Raw genomic sequence first — 17,757 nt, forward strand, 5'->3', positions numbered from 1 at the left:
AATTGCCGATGAAAGCCGTTGTCTTCGAAAAATTCGGCGAGGTGCCGACGATCCAGACCGTTGCCGATCCGGAGCCGGCACTGGGCGGCGTTGTCATCAAGGTCGAAGCGACCGGGCTCTGCCGCAGCGACTGGCATGGCTGGATGGGCCATGACGATGGTATCCGCCTGCCGCATGTGCCTGGCCACGAGCTTGCCGGCGTCGTCGTGGCCGCCGGTAGCCAAGTGACCCGCTGGAAGGCCGGTGAGCGCGTCACCGTGCCGTTCGCCGTCGGCTGCGGCCGCTGCTTCGAATGCAGCTCGGGCAACCATCAGGTCTGCGAGCACCAGTCCCAGCCCGGCTTCACCGCCTGGGGCTCGTTCGCCGAATACGTCGCCATCGACCATGCCGACACCAATCTGGTCCGCTTGCCGGACGAGATGGAATTCGCCACCGCCGCCAGTCTCGGCTGCCGCTTCGTCACCTCGTTCCGCGCCATTGTCGACCAGGGCCGGGTGACGCCCGGCGAATGGGTGGCCGTGCATGGCTGCGGCGGCGTCGGCCTGTCGGCGATCATGATCGCCAGCGCCATGGGCGCCAACGTGATTGCGATCGACCTGACCGACGAGAAGCTGGACTTCGCCAGCAAGATCGGCGCGGTAGCGACGATCAACGCCGCGAAGACGCCGAACGTGGTCAAGGCGGTCAAGCAGATCACCAATGGCGGCGCGCACATGTCGATGGACGCGCTCGGCCATCCGACGACCTCGTTCAACTCGATCGCGAACCTGCGCCGGCGCGGCCGCCATGTGCAGGTCGGGCTGATGCTCGGCGATCACGCCAGGCCGCAGATCCCGATGGACAAGGTGATCGCCTTCGAGCTCGAAATCCGTGGCAGCCACGGCATGCAGGCCCACCGCTATCAGGCGATGATGGAGATGATCCGCACCGGCAAGCTGAAGCCCGAGCTGCTGGTCGGCAAGAAAATCAGCCTCGACGAGGCGCCAGCCGCATTGATGGCGATGGGCGGCTTCGAAGGCATCGGCATCGGCGTGGTGACGAAGTTCTAGCCAAGTCGGCTCTCCCCTCTCCCCCTGTGGGAGAAGGTGGCCGCGAAGCGGTCGGATGAGGGGTGTTCCAGCTTGGCACGGATGGCGATCCTTCCAACACCCCTCAACCGTCTTGGCGCTGCGCGCCAATCCACCTTCTCCCACAAGGGGAGAAGGCAAGACCGCGCCATCACCGCCACGGTCGCAAACTCTCATCGCGGACATAAGCGATGATGGTGTCGCAGACGGCGTTCAAATCCCGCAGCACGTCGTCGTTCCAGAAGCGCAGCACACAAAAGCCCCTCGCCTTCAATTCGGCGTCTCGCTCCCGATCGTAGTTCGGACCCGCATGTTGGCTGCCGTCGATCTCGACGATCAGCNGAAGCGCAGCACACAAAAGCCCCTCGCCTTCAATTCGGCGTCTCGCTCCCGATCGTAGTTCGGACCCGCATGTTGGCTGCCGTCGATCTCGACGATCAGCCTGGCCTCGACGCAAACGAAATCGGCGATGAATTTGCCGACAGGAGCCTGACGCCGGAATTTGATGCGATCGAGCCTGCGTCCGCGCAGTTCGTGCCACAGGCGGTCCTCCGCCTCTGTTGGCTCGCGGCGCATCGAGGGGGCGAAACGACGTTTGGTCGGAGCGACGGGCTGATGCGGCATCGGGCGAGATTACCCAGCCTCAGCGCTCCGTCCAACACCATCGTCACGCAAATCGCCGACATTCGAGATTAGCCAAAGCGCGGAATGCCCGGCGCCATCCTTCTCCCCTTGTGGGAGAAGGTGGCCGAGCGAAGCTCGGTCGGATGAGGGGTGTTCCAGCTTGGCACCGACAGCACTCCGGCCAGCACCCCTCAACCGTCTTGGCGCTGCGCGCCAATCCACCTTCTCCCACAAGGGGAGAAGGAAGAAGGGCCGGCGCCTACCGCGCATATCTCTTCGCACCGACCACGCAAAGCACGACGGCAGCAGTGACCGCGATCATGGCAGGACTGACCTGCTCGTGCAGCAGCGTTGCCGCCAGCCCGAGACCGAAGAAAGGCTGGAGAAGCTGCAGTTGCCCGACCGCAGCGATGCCGCCTTGCGCCAGTCCGCGATACCAGAACACAAAACCGATCAGCATGCTGAACAGCGAGACATAGGCCAAGCCGATCCAGGCGGCCCTGCCGACGTTTTCGAGCGACGGTGGCATGGTGATGAGCGTCAGGGCCAGCATGACCGGCAGCGACAACACCAGCGCCCATGAGATCACCTGCCAGCCGCCAAGTCTGCGGGACAGCGTGGCGCCTTCCGCATAGCCCAGCCCGCACAGGATAATTGCGGCCAGCATCAGCATGTCGCCAAGCGGCGCGGCCGTCACACCTTGCGTCACCGCAAAACCGGCAACAAGGGCGCTGCCAAGGCACGAAAACAGCCAGAAAGCCGGTTTGGGGCGATCGCCGCCGCGGATGACGCCAAAGATCGCGGTCGCCAGCGGCAACAGGCCGACGAAGATGATGGAATGGGCCGAGGTGATGTGCTTGAGCGCCAACGCGGTCAGCAGCGGAAAGCCGACCACGACGCCGAGCGCCACGATGGCCAGCGACAACAGATCTCGCCGCTCCGGACGCTTCTGGCGAAAAACGAGCAGGAGCGCGAGGCCGAGGATGCCTGCCGTGGCGGCGCGGGCGACGGTTAGGAACGCCGGATCGAAATCCATCACCGCCACGCGCGTTGCCGGAAGCGATCCGCTGAAAATCAGCACGCCTACGAATCCACTGATCCAGCCGCCCGCCGTCTTGTCCATCGCATGCTCCTGATATTCTCGCCCTCTATCGGGCCGGACATATGGCGCCACCAGAGACAATGAGGTACAGTTCGATAAAACTGTCATGGTAGGTTGAGCAGTACGGATGGACGAGCAGGCGACGGCAAGTGAGGGCAGCGGGACGCTTGTCGAAAGCGTCATGGCGACGATCAGGCACAGGATCGCCGCGCGCAGCCTGACACCGGGAACACGACTGCCTTCGATCCGGGCTTTCGCGAAAACCATGCAGGTTTCGAAATCCACCGTGGTCGAGGCCTATGAGCGTCTTGCGGCGGAAGGCATCATCCGCTCGCGTCCAGGTTCGGGCTTTTATGCCGCCGGACCGCTGGCTCCCTTGTCACTGGCCGAGATCGGCCCCAGGGTTGACCGTGCTGTCGATCCGCTCTGGGTTTCGCGCCAGTCGCTGGAAGCCGGCGACGGCGTGCTCAAGCCCGGCTGCGGCTGGCTGCCTGCGTCGTGGATGCCGGAAGCTGGATTGCGCCGGGCCCTGCGGACAATGGCACGCGGCGATGATGTCACGCTGACGGATTACGGCACCCCGCTCGGGCTGCCGCCGCTGCGTCATCTGCTCGCACGGCGCATGGCAGGGCACGGCATCGAGGCATCTCCCGACCAGATCATGCTGACGGAATCGGGCACCCAGGCCATCGACCTCCTCTGCCGGTTCCTGCTCGAGCCGGGCGACACAGTGCTGGTGGACGATCCCTGCTATTTCAACTTCCATGCCCTGTTGCGCGCTCACCGGGCCAAGGTGGTCGGCGTTCCCTATACGCCTTCGGGACCGGATATCGAGCTGTTCGCGCAGGCGCTGATCGAGCACCGGCCGCGCCTCTACATCACCAATTCCGCGCTCCACAATCCAACGGGTGCAATTCTGTCGCCGGTCGTCGCCCATCGATTGCTCAAGCTCGCCGACCAATCGGATCTGACGATCATCGAAGACGATATCTTTGCCGACTTCGAACACACGCCTGCGCCCAGGCTGGCGGCGTTCGACGGTCTTGGTCGCGTCGTCCATATCGGCAGCTTCTCCAAGACGCTTTCGGCGTCGGTGCGCTGCGGCTTCATCGCGGCTCCGCGCGACTGGATGGAAGGGCTGACCGACCTCAAGATCGCCACGTCCTTCGGCAGCGGCAGGCTTGCCTCCGAACTGGTGCTGACGCTGCTGAAGGACGGCAGCTATCGCAAGCACGTGGATTTGCTGCGCACGCGGCTTTCACGCGCCATGGCTGAGACAAGCACTCGCCTGAAGGCGATCGGCATCACGCCTTGGATCGACCAGCCGGCCGGCATGTTCTTGTGGTGCAGCCTGCCGGAAGGCGTGGATGCAGCTGAAATGGCCCGCCGCGCCTTGTCGGCCAATGTCGTGCTGGCGCCCGGCAATGCGTTCAGCCTGTCCCAAACTGCCAGCCGTTTCCTGCGCTTCAACGTCGCGCAGTCGACAGACGAGAGAATTTTCAGGACGCTCGAAGAGGCGATGTCGCGTTGATTTTTGCTGTCACGAAAATGCAGGCCTTGGCGCTTCGCCCCTCACGCCCCTGCCCGCCTGCGCCGCCGCTCATAGAGCATAACCAGCGTTTCGGCGGTCAGCGCCGGCTTCTGCTCACCTTCGATCTCGACGATGTTGGCGGCCTTCATCAGATACTGGCCGGGGCCTTTGTCCTCCATGGACAAAAGCGTGATGCGCAGCCTGATGCGCGCACCGGCCCTGACCGGCGCCAGGAATCTCACCTTGTCGAAGCCATAGTTGAAGACGGCTTGCGTGTTTTCGGGCACGATGCCCATGTCGAGCGCCAGCGCGCCGATGATCGACAGCGTTAGATAGCCATGCGCGATGGTGGCGCGGAACGGGCTCTGCCGCTTCGCCCGCTCTGGATCGACATGGATCCATTGGCGGTCGCCCGTGCATTCGGCGAACTGGTCGATGCGGCTCTGGTCGACCGTCGTCCACTCCGACACGCCAAGCTCCTGCCCTGTCATCGTCCTGAGCTGCTCGTAGGTCGGCGGCGTCCTCAGCCGTGTTTGCGTCATTCCTGCTTTCCCGATCGCTTGCCCTGCCTCCGGACCACGAACCGGCCGCCTCTGTCAATTCGCTCCGCACCTTCCGCTGCGGTATCCCAGACCGGATCGCGTCGGTGCCTGTGTCCAGCGCCGGAAACTGGTTCATCCGAGCCAGAGAAACTTTGTGCGCCTCGCCAGGGCCAAGGACCAACAATACGGCTTTCAGGAGCCGGAAATGACGGGAGAAAAGTCCGCCTGCTTTGGCTTGGGAACAGCTTACTTCTTATCGTAGCTGCTGCGGATTTCCTCCATCGCCTCCTTGATGCGGTCGCGCAGGATCTCGACCGATTCGGTGCCGGATTTCCTGGTCAGTTCGGCCACCTCGCCGGCATTCTTCAAGGCGGTCTCGAAGGATTTCCTGGCGAACGCGGCTTGCTTGGCCATCAACTCCCGAGGATCGCCCGGCGCCCTGTAGCTCTGCGCCATATCGGCGATTTCGTGCAGCGTGTCCTGCAGCATCTCGCGTTGCCTGGATAGCAGCGACGACGCTCCGGCGGCGCTCGCCCTGGCCGACTTTTCCAGTGCCTCGAGGTTCTTGCGATGGTGGTTGAGGATCGCCTCGACATCGACGTTCGGCAGCTTCAGGTCGCGGCCGAACCTGCCGAAAATGTCCATGAAGGTGTCGGATTCCGGTCGCTTTGCCATGGTGGCGTCTCCCCTGTTGCTGCGAATGCGGCAGCTGAAGAGAACAATAGGGCACTGGAGCCTCACGGTCCAATCGGAGGCGCAATACATCGCGCCTCAGCCGACGAGGAACAGCCGTTCCGCGGTATGGAGCACGACGCCGGCAATGCCGCCGATGACCATGCCGTTGAAGCGAATATATTGCAGGTCTCTGCCGATGTTCATCTCGATCAGCCTGGTGAGCTGGGCAAGGTCCCAGCGCTTGACCTGATCGGCGGCGTGTCAGTCGCTAGAGGGTCTTCGGATTCGATTCGTCCGATTGGCTGGCGCTTGCATTTCGGGGCTGGAGCCGGACAGCTGCCTGACGACGAACGCGTAGAAGAGGAGGGATGAGGCCGATCCCGCCCATCGGCCCCTTGTCAATTGCAGAATTCCAAGGCCGCCAAAGACGAGCGCAATAAATGGATTCTTGAGAATTCGTAGCGCACCGAACGCATTCCAGAAGTTTTCGGTGGCGGGACCCAATCCATGGCCTCGCGTCGCCCGATAGGCGGCCAGACCCAACAGGCCGACTACGGTCGCTCTGCCCCCCTCCAACGCGGGGTTCCTGTCGTCCGCCTTGTTTCTACTCGGAGCGGGCGGCCCTCGGCGAGGCGGCGGCGAAAATGTCTCCTGCAGGTCGAACACTTCGCCATCGGCCGCAATTTTGCGAATCGAGGGCAAATCCGTCTTGTGCTCGATGATAAAGCTTCCGGTCATCGGGTTCGCCCTCAAACCGGCAATCTCCGGATAGTTCGAGAGCTTCTCGATTGCCGAGCGGAAATAGGAGATGTCGCCGCGGAAATCGGAAACTTTCACCCGAAGGCGCCCCGACATGGTGTGTTCGACTGTCGCTTTGGGAAGCATGACTCGCCTGCTCGTTGGAACCCTGTTTGCGCCCCGATGCCAGCTGGTCTTTTCGCCGCACTCCTTTGTATTGCCTTCAGCCTCGCATATCGAGGAGTCTTGCACCAGAGCACTCTGCTCACTGATTATACAGGAGTCTCGGTATGCCGGCAGATTCGTCCTCTCCGCTTTCAATCTCCGAACAAGCTACTGACGCGAGCGCCGGGGACGACCAAATCGCCATCCGGCGCCAGCGTCGCAACCGCGCCTTCGCTAACGGTCTCCTTGGCTCAATGGCAGCAATCGTGGTAGGCACGCATTGGGTCGATAATCCGGGCTTCGCCACATTGCTGCTGCGGTCAGGCGCCGAGGCTGGCCTGGTCGGGGGGCTGGCGGACTGGTTTGCCGTCACAGCGCTGTTTCGCCACCCTTTAGGTGTCCCGATTCCGCATACCGCTATCATCCCGAATAGCAGGGATCGCATTGCCACAACACTTGGGCGCTTCATCGAGCGGCATTTCCTCACGGCGGACACTGTCCTTGCCAAGTTGCGCAGTGTTGGTGTCGGGCACCGCTTCGCCACCTGGATTGCTCTTCCTTCCAGTGCCGATGCGATCGCCGATACGATCGTGGACGCACTACCATACCTGATCCGATCCGCGGGAAGCCCGGACCTGCTGAATTTCGCCCATCGCACGCTTGGCGAGCAGCTTCGGCAAGCCGACTTTACGCCTGTCCTCGGCCGCGTTCTTCATGCGCTGACGGTCAGCGGAGAAGCCGACGTCGTATTCGACCGCGCCATCCAAGTTGCCGAAAAATTACTCCAGGAGAACAGCGGCCAGATCGAAAAACTTGTGCAGGAACGCAGTCGCTGGTGGATTCCGAAAGCCATAGACCGTCGGATAGCTGCTGCGCTTATTTCAGGTGTGATCGAAGTATTGCACAAGCTGCAGGAACCTGAAGGTGACGCGCGGCTGAAATTCCGGAAAGCAATTTTGGACCTTATTCACACCCTGCAAACGTCTCCCGAGCAGCGGGAGCAGATAAATGCAGCCAAAAACCGTTTGCTCGAGCATCCCGGCATTCAGGCATGGCTCGGTTCAATCTGGACCGACCTGTCAGAGCTTGCTCTACAGGATTTGCAAACGCCCTCGTCGAAGACGCGCGCCAGCCTTCAGCGTGGGCTTTCCCTGTTCGGACAGGCGCTTGCAACCGATGAGGCAATGCAGAAACACCTCGACTCTGCGCTGGAACGCTTGGCGCTTTATGTCGTCACGTGGCGCGGCGAGATCAGCTCCTTCTTCAGCGACGTCGTCAGGAACTGGGACACGAAAGCTCTATCGGACCGCCTCGAACTGGTTGTCGGGAGCGATCTCCAATACATCCGCATGAATGGAACCATCGTAGGCGCGCTCGTCGGATGCCTCCTCTATCTCGGAACATGGGCGATTTCCTAAGAAATCGCGCCGCCCAGCAAAGCCTGCGACTGTCATCAAGCTTTTGTGAAAATCTCCTATCTCGCTCGCGAATGGTCGCCTTGGCGGCACGAAAGTGAGCGAATCGAGATGCATCTTCAAAAAACCGCCCGTGTTGTTCACCGCACAGCGGGCCGTCTACGGATCAAAATTCCGGCTGCGCGCTATCAGGTCGCGTTTTTCGCCAATCTGCAGCGAGAGCTTCTCGGCGCGGAGGGCATATCTAGCGTCACCGTCAATCCCACGGCCGCAAGCCTGGTGATCGTGCACGATAGTAGTATCGATCCGTTGGCTGCCTGCCGCGGCATTCCGTATCTGACGGTCGAATCGACTCTCTATCCGCTCGTCGTGACGAATGGTCGGGCTGAGGGTATGAGCGGGCGCGAACTGGACCTGGTGTTCCTGCTGGCAAAGTTTCTGCCTCTCGTCTTCGCGAGGCATCCTGCTGCCCAACTGGCAGAGGTCCTGGCCGAACCGGTACTTCGTGCGGTTGTCGGCACCATGATGCGGCCTCAGTCGCATCGATCGTCGACTGTGGCGCATGAGCAAGCCGAAGAACCTATGCCGATTGCAGCGTAAGGCCGGGGTGCAATTACACCGGTGCCGGAAGGTTCGTCTGCTCCTTCGCGCGCGTCCAGACCAACTCGCCATCGACGGTTTCATGTCGCGATTTCATCCATTCCATTGCCAGGAAGGGAAGAGTTCCGCCGGCGAGGGTAATGATGGCGTCTGTTCCGGTAATCGGTGCTATCCCGAGAAGCCTTCTGAAAAACGGTATTAAGAGGCAGCCGGCCTGAACGGCCATCGACCCCCCAATGATCAGGGAGAGCGCGCGATTGGGCGGTCGCGGGCTGCGATCAAAGATGCTGTGCCTATCGGAACGCGATGTGATGGCATGAAGAAGCTGGGCCATCACCAGGCTTTCGAAAGTCATGGTCCTCGTGATTGGAGAATCCAATCCATAACGCGTGGCGCCGAGAAGGCTCACCGCCATCGCTCCACCGCTTATGATCGCAGATTGAGCGGCAAGCCGCCCGATTTCACCACGCCGCAATATCGCCGTGTGGTCTTCTTTCGGTGCCTGCCGAAGAATGTCGGGTTCAGGCGCTTCCATCGCCAGTCCGATGCCAGGCAGCACGTCCGAGATCAGGTTTATCCAGAGGAGCTGCATCGGCGAGAGCGGTGCTCCGATGCCGACCGAAATACCCGCCAGAACCAGCAGCACCTCGCTGAGGTTAGTGCTGACCAGGTAGCGAATGGTCTTCCGAATGTTGCGGTGGGTCGTGCGGCCTGTTTCGATGGCGGTGGCGAGACCGCCGAGACCACCGGTGTGGATGATGACATCCGCGATTTCCCTCGCGGCATTCAAGCTCTGCTGCTGGCCGATCGCAACGCCCACGTCTGCAGCCTTCAACGCCGGGCCGTCATTCACTCCGTCACCAACCATTGCTACGGTTACACCTGCTTCCTGAAGGGAGCGAACGATTTGCAGCTTTTGCGCCGGGCTGACCCGACTGAACGCATGCGCGCGCCGAGCGGTCTGGGCAAGCTCGCCCGACGACATTTCTTCGAGGTCCGCGCCATCGACAATCTCCACCTCGCCTCGACCGTTCAGCCCGATAAGCTCGCTGACGGCAGCTGCCGTTGCCTTCTGATCGCCCGTGAGCATAATCGTCTGAATGCCGGCCTCGTGCAGTTGGCTCATCAGTTCGCTGCTACCCGGACGCACCTGATCAGCCATCCCAACCAGCCCGAGCCAGGCAAGATCCCGACCATCATGCCCATTCGGCTTGGAACCTGTGGCCTGTCCACGCGCGACGCCCAGTACGCGAAGAGCCTGAGATGCCATTTCGAGATTTACTTTCCCGATGGCGGCGCGCCGCTCCGGAGTGAGTTCTCGCTCGGTACCGTCCGGCAAGATTTCGATGCGGCAACGCGCCAGGACCTCCTTCGGGCTCCCTTTCATGGCGGTCAGCGTCCCATCTTCCATTGCATGTTGCGTTACCATGAAGCGATACGTTTCGCTCCTGCGCTGAACCGATATCCGTGCAAAGCGCTTACGCAGAGATGCAACGTCCACGCCACCGTCGAGAGCGGCCTGGACGAGGCAGCCGTCGGTAGGCGAGCCGTTCAAACGCAATCCTTCTTCCGTCTGAACAATCTCGGCATCGTTGCACAGGCAGCACACTTCCAGCAGATTGCGCAACGCGTTCTGCTCGCGCCCATCCCTATTGATCAAGTAGGCATTGTCGCCAATCCTGATCGTATCGACATCGATGTGGCCGAGGGTCAGCGTTCCCGTCTTGTCGAAGCAAACAACCCGCGCTGCCGCAAGCGTCTCGACGGCATCCAGCTTGCGGATCAGAACACCTTCACGACGCAGTTTCTCGATGCCAAGAGCAAAGGTGGTCGTCGCCACCATCGGCAGACCTTCAGGGACTGCTGCGACGGCAACGGACATCGCCGAGCGGCCCATCTGGAGAAGACCGATGCCGCGCAGCCAGCCTAGAGAGAAAAGGAATGCGCAAGTGCCCAATGTCAGCCAGCCGAGCCGCTGTCCGAGGTTCTTGAGCTCCTTTTGGAGCGGCGTTTCAGGGACGAACGTTGCACCGACCAGCCGCTGTATTCGTCCCGCTTGCGTGAGCGAACCTGTTGCCACCACGATCGCCCGCCCGCTGCCTCCAGTCACGATTGTTCCGCGATAGATCATGTTTGAACGGGACCCAAGAGGCACGTTCACCCGTTCGATAGCACCCACAGTCTTCTGAATGGGTGCGCTTTCGCCCGTCAGCAGGGCTTCACTAATGGTCAAAGCCTCCTCACTCAGTAGACGCGCATCGGCCGGGACAACGTCTCCGCGTTGCACCGTAAGAACGTCCCCAGGAACGACCTCCCGAACTGGGACAGTGGCAATGACGCCTTCGCGCATAATCTGGGCGGTTTGGGGCCCCTTCGCTCCCAAACTTTGGATCGTCCGTTCCGCACGGCTTTCGGTTTGGTAGCCGATGACAGCGTTCAAGCCGACAACTGCGAGAATCACGGCGGCTTCGAATGCGCCGCCAGTGAGAATGGAGACCGATGCGGCACCAAGAAGCATCGCGACCGGCAAGCTTTGAAATTGGTCCGCAAGAATGCTCGCGCGCGACCGTGGCTGAATGTTTTCGAGGATGTTGGGGCCGGTGCTTGCCAACCGCCGCAGAGCTTCACCTCCTGGCAGGCCGGCGTCTGCCGAAGCCTCCAGCTTGAAACACGATTGATTTGGCGAAAGCGTATGCCACTCCGGCCCGGCATCGGGCATCTCGCCCGGTGCGATGATCTCACCTCGCAATAAAGCTGCGAGATAGTCGATGATGGAATCAAGGCCTGACGTCACGTCAAATTGGACGACGACATTTCCGGTCAGATCGCTGGCGGTGATGCTGGACACGCCAGGCGCCGCGTAGCCTCCCCGCTCCAGCAGAGTCTTGACTGAACTTGAGCCTTGCAATCCGCCGATTTTCAGCCTGGCCCGACCCGGGACTGATGTATGGATCCGGGTAATGGACACGGCGCTGCGACTATTGGACGCCTCGGGATTCCCCGACTCGGCATGCATCCCACGGCACCCTTAAGCTGACTGTTGTACCGAACTCCACCGCAAGAGCTTGCTGGGCAAAACGACTGTGCCCGCGGTGGATTTCCTCTGAGGCAACGAGTAGATGACCTGGCGTATTGCAAAGCCTCACGCCGGCCATGACACGTTTCAGACGAGTGTTGGCGCCTAGGTGCTAGGAGACTTTTCTGCAGCTTCGCTCTTACGGGCGCGACGCGCGCCGGTTTCGCTGCGGCCTCCATTGTCCGTTTCCTTGGTCGCTTCGGCCATCTCTGTTCTGGCTTCAGCAACCAAGTCGGACGTCATTTCATTCATCTCAGCAACGGCAACTCGGCCTTGGTCGTAAGCAATCAGACCAGCCTTGAGGACCGCTTTCGAAACAGGACGCAGCACGGATACGGCAAGCGGGGCCAAGAAGGCCGCTCCAACTCCGAAGGCCAGACCCGTTGCTAAGTTGCCGCCTTTAAATGCGTCTTCGAGTATCGCCATTGAACTTGCTCCTTGTTGGTGCCCCATTCTTCTTACAGGTACAAACGAACCTCCCAAGACTCGCGAACCTCCCAAGACTCGACCCCCAAGACTTCAATTCGACAGCCGCATGTGGATGTCAGGATTGGTCCGCGGATTTCGGTTGCTCAGCCGCGGCTTTACGCGCTTCTTCCACTTCAGCCCGAGCCTCGGCCATGACGTCGCCGGTTCTCTCATTGAGTTCGGCGAAGGCAACTCGTGCTTGATCGTAAGCCACCAATCCAGCCTTGATGGCCGATTTGGCAAATGGCTTGAGGATAGGCGCAAGCATGGGGGCAATGACACCTGCTCCAATGCCAATCGCCAAACCCGTGACGATATTGCCACCCTTCAACAAGGCCATGGCCCTACTCCTTGGAGCTTTGTCTCGACGCGACTGGAGCGCGTAAGGTTGGTCCAACGATTTGCCACCGGGATGGTTCCGCGTGAATATCGAAAATTGTCATTAATTTGTCACCCTCCTTTTACATTCAATACGGTCTCTGCAAAACGGTCTCTGCGGCGAGGGCGACGACGAAACCCAGCCACGCATGGCGGCCCTCGAAAGACTTGGCGAGGGCAAAAATGAGGACGCAGAGCGCGAGCGCTGCGGTGGCGACGAACTTGGTGCGCCGAAGCGCCGAAAGCTTGGCGTCCGCGTCGGCGTCGAACCGGGCGGATGCCAAAGCCGGTGCTGATTGTGACATGGATGAACTGCTCCTGGTCGATCTCGCGGACTTAATTCAGTAATCCGCCCACCCGAATGCGCGCCATATTAGGATTATGGTTTGCACGACCGCCCACACAAACCTGATAAAAATATTCATCTATTATGCGGTGCTTGTCTGGAATTATTCCAAGGTATAGGCCATATTAGGCCTGAGCTACTGCTTCGTGAGGACAAAATGCGGCTGACGCGCCAGACCAACTACGCCATGCGCATCCTGATGTATTGCGCCGCTAATACCGATCGGTTGAGCCGCATCCCGGAGATCGCGGCCGCCTACTCGGTGTCTGAACTTTTTCTCTTCAAGATCCTGCAGCCTTTGGTCGAGCATGGTCTGGTCGAGACGGTGCGCGGCAGGAACGGCGGTGTCAGGCTCGGCCGCCCGGCCGAATCGATCACCCTGTTCGACGTCGTGCGCGTGACCGAAGAGAGCTTCGCCATGGCCGAATGCTTCGAGAACGACGCCGCCGAATGTCCGCTGGTCGACAGTTGCGCACTGAATTCGGCGCTGCGCGAGGCGCTCAATGCGTTCTTCGCCGTGCTCGAGCGCTATACGATCGCCGACATGGTGGCGGCGCGCCCGAATGTGCGCCACCTGCTCGGCATCGACATGCTGGTGCAAAGAGCGCCCGCCGCCTGAATTTGCCCTTACCCTCTCCGAGCGTTTGCGCTGCCCCTCACCTGCCTGCCGGCATCCTCTCCCCGTATAGTGACGGGGAGAGGGACAATGTCATCGACGGTTTCGCCAATCTCCATCGTCGCATGAAGGACGCCGAGGCTGCGGCCAGCCCCTTCTCCCCGTCACTATACGGGGAGAAGTGCCCGGCAGGGCGATGAGGGGCAGCGCCGACCTTGCAAGTTGGAACTTACGCCGCTGACTGCGGCAATACGAACGGCATGTCTCCGGCCGGCAGCACGCCGACCCTCAGCCGGCAATCGAACACCTTTTCGATCAGATCGTCGCTCAGCACGTCCTGCGGTGAGCCGGTGGCCGCTAGCCTGCCGCGGTGCATGACGAAGATCCGGTCGGCATACATCGCCGTCAAATTGAGGTCGTGCAGGATGGCGACCACGCCGCCGCCCCTTCTGGCGAAATCGCGGGCGATGTTCATGATGATCAATTGGTGCTTGATGTCGAGGCTGGAAACCGGCTCGTCGAGGAAGAGATAGCGCGGTTTGCCGTCGAGGACCGGCGCCCAGACCTGGCAGAGCACACGTGCCAACTGCACGCGCTGCTGCTCGCCGCCCGAAAGCTCCTGGTAGAAACGGCCGGCAAAGCCATCGAGATCGACCCGCGCCAGCGCCCGTTCGGGCAGGCGCTCGTCCTCGCCGGGCAGCGCGCCCGAGCGCCCGCCGAGCAGGCCGAGCCTGACGATCTCGCGCACCGTGAAGGGAAAGGACAGCGTCGTCGCCTGCGGCAGCACGGCGCGCAGCATGGCTGCCTCGACCGGCTTCATCACCGACAGGTCACGGCCGTTGATGGTGACCTCTCCCGAATAGGCTAGGTCGCCGGACAGCGCCCTCAGGAAGGTCGTCTTGCCTGAACCGTTGGGGCCGACGATGGCGGCGATTTCGCCAGGCCGTATGTCGAAATCGACATTGGCGACGATGCCCTTGCCGCCGATCGCCACCGAGACATCCCGCGCTTCGATCATGCCTGCACTTCGATCATGAAAAACCTCTCACAGGTCGACGACGCCACGCTTACGCAGCAGGATCCAGAGGAAGAAGGGAGCGCCGGCGATCGCGGTGACGATGCCGATCGGCAGCTCGGCCGGCGCCACGATGGTGCGGGCGACGGCATCGGCCAGAAGCAGCAGGCAAGCGCCAAGCAGGGCCGAGGCCGGCAGCAAATAACGGTTGTCCGGGCCGATAGCCAAGCGCAGCAGATGCGGTACGACGATGCCGACAAAGCCGATGCCGCTGACGGCAATAGACGCCCCGACCGCCGCCGAAACGCCGACAATTGCAGTGTATTTCAGCCGCTGCACCGGGATGCCGAGATGGCCGGCGGTGGCTTCGCCCAGCGCCAGCGCGTTGAGGCCGCGCGCCAGGAACGGCATCGCCGCCAGTGCCAGCACGATCACAGGCCCGACGGAACCGATCTTTTGCCAGGTCGCGCCGGCGAGCGAGCCGAGTTGCCAGAAGGTCAGGTCGCGCAACTGCCGGTCGTCGGCCATGAAGATCAGGATACCGGTCAGCGCCATGGCAAGGGCCGCCAGCGCAATGCCGGCAAGCAGCATGGTGGCGACCGAGGTTCGGCCGTGCCTGGTGGCGACCTGATAGAGCACCAATGTCGTCGCCAGCCCGCCGCAGAACGCCGCCAGCGGCAGAGCGAGAGTTCCCAGCACCGAAGTTACCGGCGCCAGCACCGTGGCGCCAAGCACGATGACGGCCACCGCGCCGAGGCTCGACCCAGCCGAAACGCCGATGAGGCCGGGGTCTGCCAGCGGGTTGCGGAACAGCCCTTGCATGACCGCGCCGGAGACGGCAAGTGCGGCGCCGATCAGCACACCGAGGATGACGCGCGGCAGGCGGATGTCGTAGACGATCAGGCGGTCGCGCGCGCTCAGCGCCTCATTGCCGGGTGCTGCACCCAACAGCCAATCGCCAACGACGCTGACGGCCGAGGCATCGGATGCGCCTGAGGTCAGCGACAGCAGGACGGCAACGGCAAGCCCCAGGCACAAAAGCAGGATGACGATGCGCGCGCGCCCCGAACGGTCACCGTCGGATGCTGCCGCCATAGCGCCCGCACCAGCGATCGATTGATCCACCATTGGGTGCCCGCTCAGTCCGCGGCCTGCCCGCCATAAAGCGAGGCGGCAAGGTCGCGGATGACGTCGGCGGTGCGCGGCCCGAAGCCGAGCAGATAGCCGCCATCCATGCGGACCAACTTGCGCGCCGCACCCGCCGGTGTCGACAATATGGCCGGGTTCGCGAACAATTCGTCATCCGATGCGGCAGGACCGGCATTGTTCATCATCAGGATCACGTCGGGCCTGGCGGTGATAACAGCCTCGTCGGACAATTGCTTGTAGCCGGAGAAGCCGTCAACCGCGTTGACACCGCCGGAAAGCTTGATGATGCCGTCGGCGGCAGTGTCGCTGCCGGAAGCGAGGATCTTGCCGCCCTGCATCGACAGCACGAACAGGACGCGCTTGCGGTCCTTGATCGAAGCGGTCTGCTTTTCGGCGGCCTTCAGCTTGGCATCGATCTCGGCTGCCAGCGCATCGGCCTTGGCGTCGGCGCCAAGCGCCTTGCCGACGATGCGGATCTTTTCGAGAATGCCTTCATGGTCGTAACGCTCGGGCACCTCGATGAACGGGATGCTCGTTTTCTTCAGCACGTCGACGGCTTGCTTCGGCCCGCTGCCGTGCAGCGCCAGGATGCCCGACGGATTGACCGACAGCACACCTTCCGGCGACAGCTGGCGCATGTAGCCGACGTCAGGCAGCTTGAGCGCCGCCTCGGGATAACGGCTGGTCGAATCGCGAGCGACCAGCCGATCCTGCTCGCCGAGCGCAAAGACGATCTCAGTGATCGAACCGCCGATGGCCGCTATCTTCGACAGGTCCGCAAAGACCTGCGTGCCTTCGGTGGCCCGGGCCGGCAGCATTGCGGCAAAGGCCAGGGAAAGGCCGATCGCCGGCCCAAGCGCCATTCTGAAAACACGCGCCCGTTTAAGCAAAGGAGCCATTGTCGTTGTCCTCAGGCTGCGGTCGGGTTTGGAATGCGCGGCAGGTTCTCTGCCAGAAACCGCCAGTCCTCGCGCTCACTTTCGCCTTCATGGCGCTTGCCGAAGAACTGGATGATCATCTTGCCGTCGGCGCCATAGGCTTCGAGAGACGTGACGTGGCCGTCCTTAGTCGGTTTGCGCACGGCCCAGACCTCCTGGATGTGGTCGGTCCGCAGATGCAGGTGGAAGGTCTCGTCCAGCACGTTGATCCATGGTCCCATCGGCTTGATCGACTTGATCGGACCTGAATGGATCTGGATGCAGCCGCGATCGCCGACAAAACACATGATCGGCACCTCGCCCTCGGCGGCATGATGGAACATGGCGCTGACGGCATCGTTGTCGAGCAGCCAGGCGTAATCCTGGCCGACCATGCGCATCGCTTGGCGGCGATCGAGCTTCAGTGTCTTCAGCATGCCGAAGAACTGGTGCACGTCGGTCAGCCGGCTCCAGCGGTCGCGCAGATCATCGACATCAGCGGAAGCGTCGGAAGCCTCGGCCTCGTTTTCAAGCCCGCCTTCTGAAATCGCGCCCTCCTCTGAAATCGCAACGGTCGACTCCTGGTTCGGCGATTCGAGTTCGGCCACCAGCTTCTGATAGGCATAGAGGTTGGACGCCGGCCGCAGATGCACCTTGTGCACCGCCTCGCCTGACGCATCGAAGAACTGCAGGCTGCGCCTGATATCGCCGCCGTCGCGCTTTTCGACGGCAAAGCCGTGCGCCCAGACTTTCGGGAAAATGCGCAGGTCGATGTTCTCGCCAAGCACCATGGCATTGTGGTTGCCGGTGATGACTTTGTCGTAGACGCCGATCTTCTCGTGCACAGCGCTTTCGTTGCGCGTCAGCGCCATGACCTCGCCGACCGCCTCGAGGCCGGTCAGAAGATCGTTAACGCGCGGCTCGACACGGACGACGCCGTCGCCGCAATGCGCGGCGACCAGTTCGGCCTCCGAAATGCCAAGCTGGGCGGCGAGATCGCGCTCGCGCGTCTTCGGATTGTCTGCCCGCGCCCGCCGGATCTCGTGCGGAGCGGGCTTTACGCGCTGGTCCATAGCTTACTACCTACTTGTTGAGGATGAGCTTGCCCTGGCGGGTGATCTTCAGCCGGTAGAGCGCTCCGTGATGCTCGATGCCGATCTCGTGTTCGCCCTGGAACAGCGTGTTGCTGGACAGGGTCCTCACCGTCAACGGGACCCGATCGAAACGAGCCGAATTGTCGTCGGAACGGCGGACGCGATAGCGAAAGTCATTGGGATTGTGCGTGTTCATCTGGTTCGATCCCTTTCCTGGGCCGGGCGTCTGGCTAGGCGTT

The 17,757-nt window shown here is 61.9% G+C and carries 20 protein-coding genes and 1 pseudogene; 5 read left to right on the forward strand and 16 right to left on the reverse strand.

The genetic code is table 11. The annotated features are described in order from the left end of the window. Positions 1-8 precede the first annotated feature (8 nt). Complete coding sequence (locus CIT26_RS21735) at positions 9-1,049, forward strand: zinc-dependent alcohol dehydrogenase family protein (protein ID WP_095494476.1); 1,041 nt, start codon at positions 9-11, stop codon at positions 1,047-1,049. Between the two features lie 169 nt (positions 1,050-1,218). Here the strand turns inward: CIT26_RS21735 and CIT26_RS38895 are convergent, their stop codons facing one another. From CIT26_RS38895 to CIT26_RS21745, 3 genes are all read right to left on the reverse strand, one after another. Continuing rightward, positions 1,219-1,320 (reverse strand): hypothetical protein, encoded by a 102-nt coding sequence (locus CIT26_RS38895; protein WP_425350372.1) that lies wholly within the window; start codon positions 1,318-1,320, stop codon positions 1,219-1,221. An 83-nt stretch (positions 1,321-1,403) separates the two neighbouring features. Then, positions 1,404-1,691, reverse strand: a complete 288-nt coding sequence (locus CIT26_RS37850; RefSeq protein ID WP_167391503.1) for a DUF559 domain-containing protein — start codon at positions 1,689-1,691, stop codon at positions 1,404-1,406. A gap of 259 nt (positions 1,692-1,950) precedes the next feature. After that, positions 1,951-2,814: a DMT family transporter gene (locus tag CIT26_RS21745; RefSeq protein ID WP_095494477.1), complete on the reverse strand. Its 864-nt coding sequence runs from the start codon at positions 2,812-2,814 to the stop codon at positions 1,951-1,953. Between the two features lie 106 nt (positions 2,815-2,920). Here CIT26_RS21745 and CIT26_RS21750 point away from each other — a divergent pair, with 106 nt between their 5' ends. After that, positions 2,921-4,324 carry an aminotransferase-like domain-containing protein gene (locus tag CIT26_RS21750; RefSeq protein ID WP_095494478.1) on the forward strand — a complete coding sequence of 468 codons (1,404 nt, stop codon included), beginning with the start codon at positions 2,921-2,923 and terminating at the stop codon, positions 4,322-4,324. Positions 4,325-4,365: 41 nt separating this feature from the next. Here CIT26_RS21750 and CIT26_RS21755 read toward each other — a convergent pair whose 3' ends face one another. The 4 genes and pseudogenes from CIT26_RS21755 to CIT26_RS21770 all read right to left on the reverse strand — a co-directional run bounded on the left by CIT26_RS21755 (position 4,366) and on the right by CIT26_RS21770 (position 6,426). Then, positions 4,366-4,866, reverse strand: coding sequence for a MaoC family dehydratase (locus CIT26_RS21755; protein ID WP_095494479.1), 501 nt, complete (start codon positions 4,864-4,866; stop codon positions 4,366-4,368). Between the two features lie 246 nt (positions 4,867-5,112). Continuing rightward, positions 5,113-5,541: a phasin family protein gene (locus CIT26_RS21760; RefSeq protein WP_095494480.1), complete on the reverse strand. Its 429-nt coding sequence runs from the start codon at positions 5,539-5,541 to the stop codon at positions 5,113-5,115. Between the two features lie 96 nt (positions 5,542-5,637). Continuing rightward, positions 5,638-5,796 (reverse strand): annotated as a pseudogene (locus CIT26_RS21765) (DUF445 family protein); the annotation flags it as partial. Positions 5,797-5,802: 6 nt separating this feature from the next. Next, positions 5,803-6,426 (reverse strand): hypothetical protein, encoded by a 624-nt coding sequence (locus CIT26_RS21770; protein WP_095494481.1) that lies wholly within the window; start codon positions 6,424-6,426, stop codon positions 5,803-5,805. A gap of 143 nt (positions 6,427-6,569) precedes the next feature. On the opposite strand from CIT26_RS21770, the gene CIT26_RS21775 reads away from it, so the two are divergent. Together CIT26_RS21775 and CIT26_RS21780 are read left to right on the forward strand one after the other, a co-directional pair. Beyond that, a complete protein-coding gene (locus CIT26_RS21775; protein ID WP_095494482.1) occupies positions 6,570-7,862 on the forward strand; it encodes a DUF445 domain-containing protein in 1,293 nt (430 codons plus the stop codon). 45 nt (positions 7,863-7,907) lie between these two features. After that, positions 7,908-8,459, forward strand: a complete 552-nt coding sequence (locus CIT26_RS21780) for a hypothetical protein (protein ID WP_095494483.1) — start codon at positions 7,908-7,910, stop codon at positions 8,457-8,459. A 13-nt stretch (positions 8,460-8,472) separates the two neighbouring features. Here the strand turns inward: CIT26_RS21780 and CIT26_RS21785 are convergent, their stop codons facing one another. The 4 genes from CIT26_RS21785 to CIT26_RS21800 all read right to left on the reverse strand — a co-directional run bounded on the left by CIT26_RS21785 (position 8,473) and on the right by CIT26_RS21800 (position 12,686). After that, positions 8,473-11,307, reverse strand: a complete 2,835-nt coding sequence (locus CIT26_RS21785; protein ID WP_167391505.1) for a cation-translocating P-type ATPase — start codon at positions 11,305-11,307, stop codon at positions 8,473-8,475. 333 nt (positions 11,308-11,640) lie between these two features. After that, entirely contained in the window at positions 11,641-11,961 is a 321-nt protein-coding gene (locus CIT26_RS21790; protein ID WP_095494485.1) for a DUF5132 domain-containing protein, read from the reverse strand. Positions 11,962-12,079: 118 nt separating this feature from the next. Then, a complete protein-coding gene (locus CIT26_RS21795; protein WP_095494486.1) occupies positions 12,080-12,343 on the reverse strand; it encodes a DUF5132 domain-containing protein in 264 nt (87 codons plus the stop codon). 127 nt (positions 12,344-12,470) lie between these two features. Next, positions 12,471-12,686, reverse strand: coding sequence for a hypothetical protein (locus CIT26_RS21800; RefSeq protein ID WP_425350367.1), 216 nt, complete (start codon positions 12,684-12,686; stop codon positions 12,471-12,473). A gap of 198 nt (positions 12,687-12,884) precedes the next feature. Between CIT26_RS21800 and rirA the strand changes: the two genes are divergently transcribed. Next, on the forward strand, positions 12,885-13,346 hold the full coding sequence (gene rirA, locus CIT26_RS21805; RefSeq protein WP_027156154.1) for an iron-responsive transcriptional regulator RirA: 462 nt from the start codon (positions 12,885-12,887) through the stop codon (positions 13,344-13,346). Positions 13,347-13,572: 226 nt separating this feature from the next. Here rirA and CIT26_RS21815 read toward each other — a convergent pair whose 3' ends face one another. Genes CIT26_RS21815 through hemP form a run of 5 tightly spaced genes read right to left on the reverse strand, consistent with a single transcriptional unit; the run spans position 13,573 to position 17,714 of the window. Beyond that, positions 13,573-14,361, reverse strand: a complete 789-nt coding sequence (locus tag CIT26_RS21815) for a heme ABC transporter ATP-binding protein (protein WP_095494487.1) — start codon at positions 14,359-14,361, stop codon at positions 13,573-13,575. 27 nt (positions 14,362-14,388) lie between these two features. After that, positions 14,389-15,486: a FecCD family ABC transporter permease gene (locus CIT26_RS21820; RefSeq protein WP_095494488.1), complete on the reverse strand. Its 1,098-nt coding sequence runs from the start codon at positions 15,484-15,486 to the stop codon at positions 14,389-14,391. A gap of 11 nt (positions 15,487-15,497) precedes the next feature. After that, positions 15,498-16,406 (reverse strand): heme/hemin ABC transporter substrate-binding protein, encoded by a 909-nt coding sequence (locus CIT26_RS21825; protein ID WP_095494489.1) that lies wholly within the window; start codon positions 16,404-16,406, stop codon positions 15,498-15,500. An 11-nt stretch (positions 16,407-16,417) separates the two neighbouring features. Further along, positions 16,418-17,497, reverse strand: a complete 1,080-nt coding sequence (locus CIT26_RS21830) for a hemin-degrading factor (RefSeq protein WP_095494490.1) — start codon at positions 17,495-17,497, stop codon at positions 16,418-16,420. A gap of 10 nt (positions 17,498-17,507) precedes the next feature. Further along, positions 17,508-17,714, reverse strand: coding sequence for a hemin uptake protein HemP (hemP, locus tag CIT26_RS21835; protein WP_095494491.1), 207 nt, complete (start codon positions 17,712-17,714; stop codon positions 17,508-17,510). Positions 17,715-17,757 lie beyond the last annotated feature (43 nt).

The organism is Mesorhizobium temperatum (genome assembly GCF_002284575.1).
In the GTDB taxonomy this organism is placed as follows: domain Bacteria; phylum Pseudomonadota; class Alphaproteobacteria; order Rhizobiales; family Rhizobiaceae; genus Mesorhizobium; species Mesorhizobium temperatum.

Coding starts and splice junctions, on each gene's coding strand:
- CIT26_RS21735 (WP_095494476.1), top strand. CDS start 9: ATGAAAGCCGTTGTCTTCGAAAAATTCGGCGAGGTGCCGACGATCCAG.
- CIT26_RS21745 (WP_095494477.1), bottom strand. CDS start 2,814: ATGGACAAGACGGCGGGCGGCTGGATCAGTGGATTCGTAGGCGTGCTG.
- CIT26_RS21750 (WP_095494478.1), top strand. CDS start 2,921: ATGGACGAGCAGGCGACGGCAAGTGAGGGCAGCGGGACGCTTGTCGAA.
- CIT26_RS21755 (WP_095494479.1), bottom strand. CDS start 4,866: ATGACGCAAACACGGCTGAGGACGCCGCCGACCTACGAGCAGCTCAGG.
- CIT26_RS21760 (WP_095494480.1), bottom strand. CDS start 5,541: ATGGCAAAGCGACCGGAATCCGACACCTTCATGGACATTTTCGGCAGG.
- CIT26_RS21770 (WP_095494481.1), bottom strand. CDS start 6,426: ATGCTTCCCAAAGCGACAGTCGAACACACCATGTCGGGGCGCCTTCGG.
- CIT26_RS21775 (WP_095494482.1), top strand. CDS start 6,570: ATGCCGGCAGATTCGTCCTCTCCGCTTTCAATCTCCGAACAAGCTACT.
- CIT26_RS21790 (WP_095494485.1), bottom strand. CDS start 11,961: ATGGCGATACTCGAAGACGCATTTAAAGGCGGCAACTTAGCAACGGGT.
- CIT26_RS21795 (WP_095494486.1), bottom strand. CDS start 12,343: ATGGCCTTGTTGAAGGGTGGCAATATCGTCACGGGTTTGGCGATTGGC.
- CIT26_RS21800 (WP_425350367.1), bottom strand. CDS start 12,686: ATGTCACAATCAGCACCGGCTTTGGCATCCGCCCGGTTCGACGCCGAC.
- rirA (WP_027156154.1), top strand. CDS start 12,885: ATGCGGCTGACGCGCCAGACCAACTACGCCATGCGCATCCTGATGTAT.
- CIT26_RS21815 (WP_095494487.1), bottom strand. CDS start 14,361: ATGATCGAAGCGCGGGATGTCTCGGTGGCGATCGGCGGCAAGGGCATC.
- CIT26_RS21820 (WP_095494488.1), bottom strand. CDS start 15,486: ATGGTGGATCAATCGATCGCTGGTGCGGGCGCTATGGCGGCAGCATCC.
- CIT26_RS21825 (WP_095494489.1), bottom strand. CDS start 16,406: ATGGCTCCTTTGCTTAAACGGGCGCGTGTTTTCAGAATGGCGCTTGGG.
- CIT26_RS21830 (WP_095494490.1), bottom strand. CDS start 17,497: ATGGACCAGCGCGTAAAGCCCGCTCCGCACGAGATCCGGCGGGCGCGG.
- hemP (WP_095494491.1), bottom strand. CDS start 17,714: ATGAACACGCACAATCCCAATGACTTTCGCTATCGCGTCCGCCGTTCC.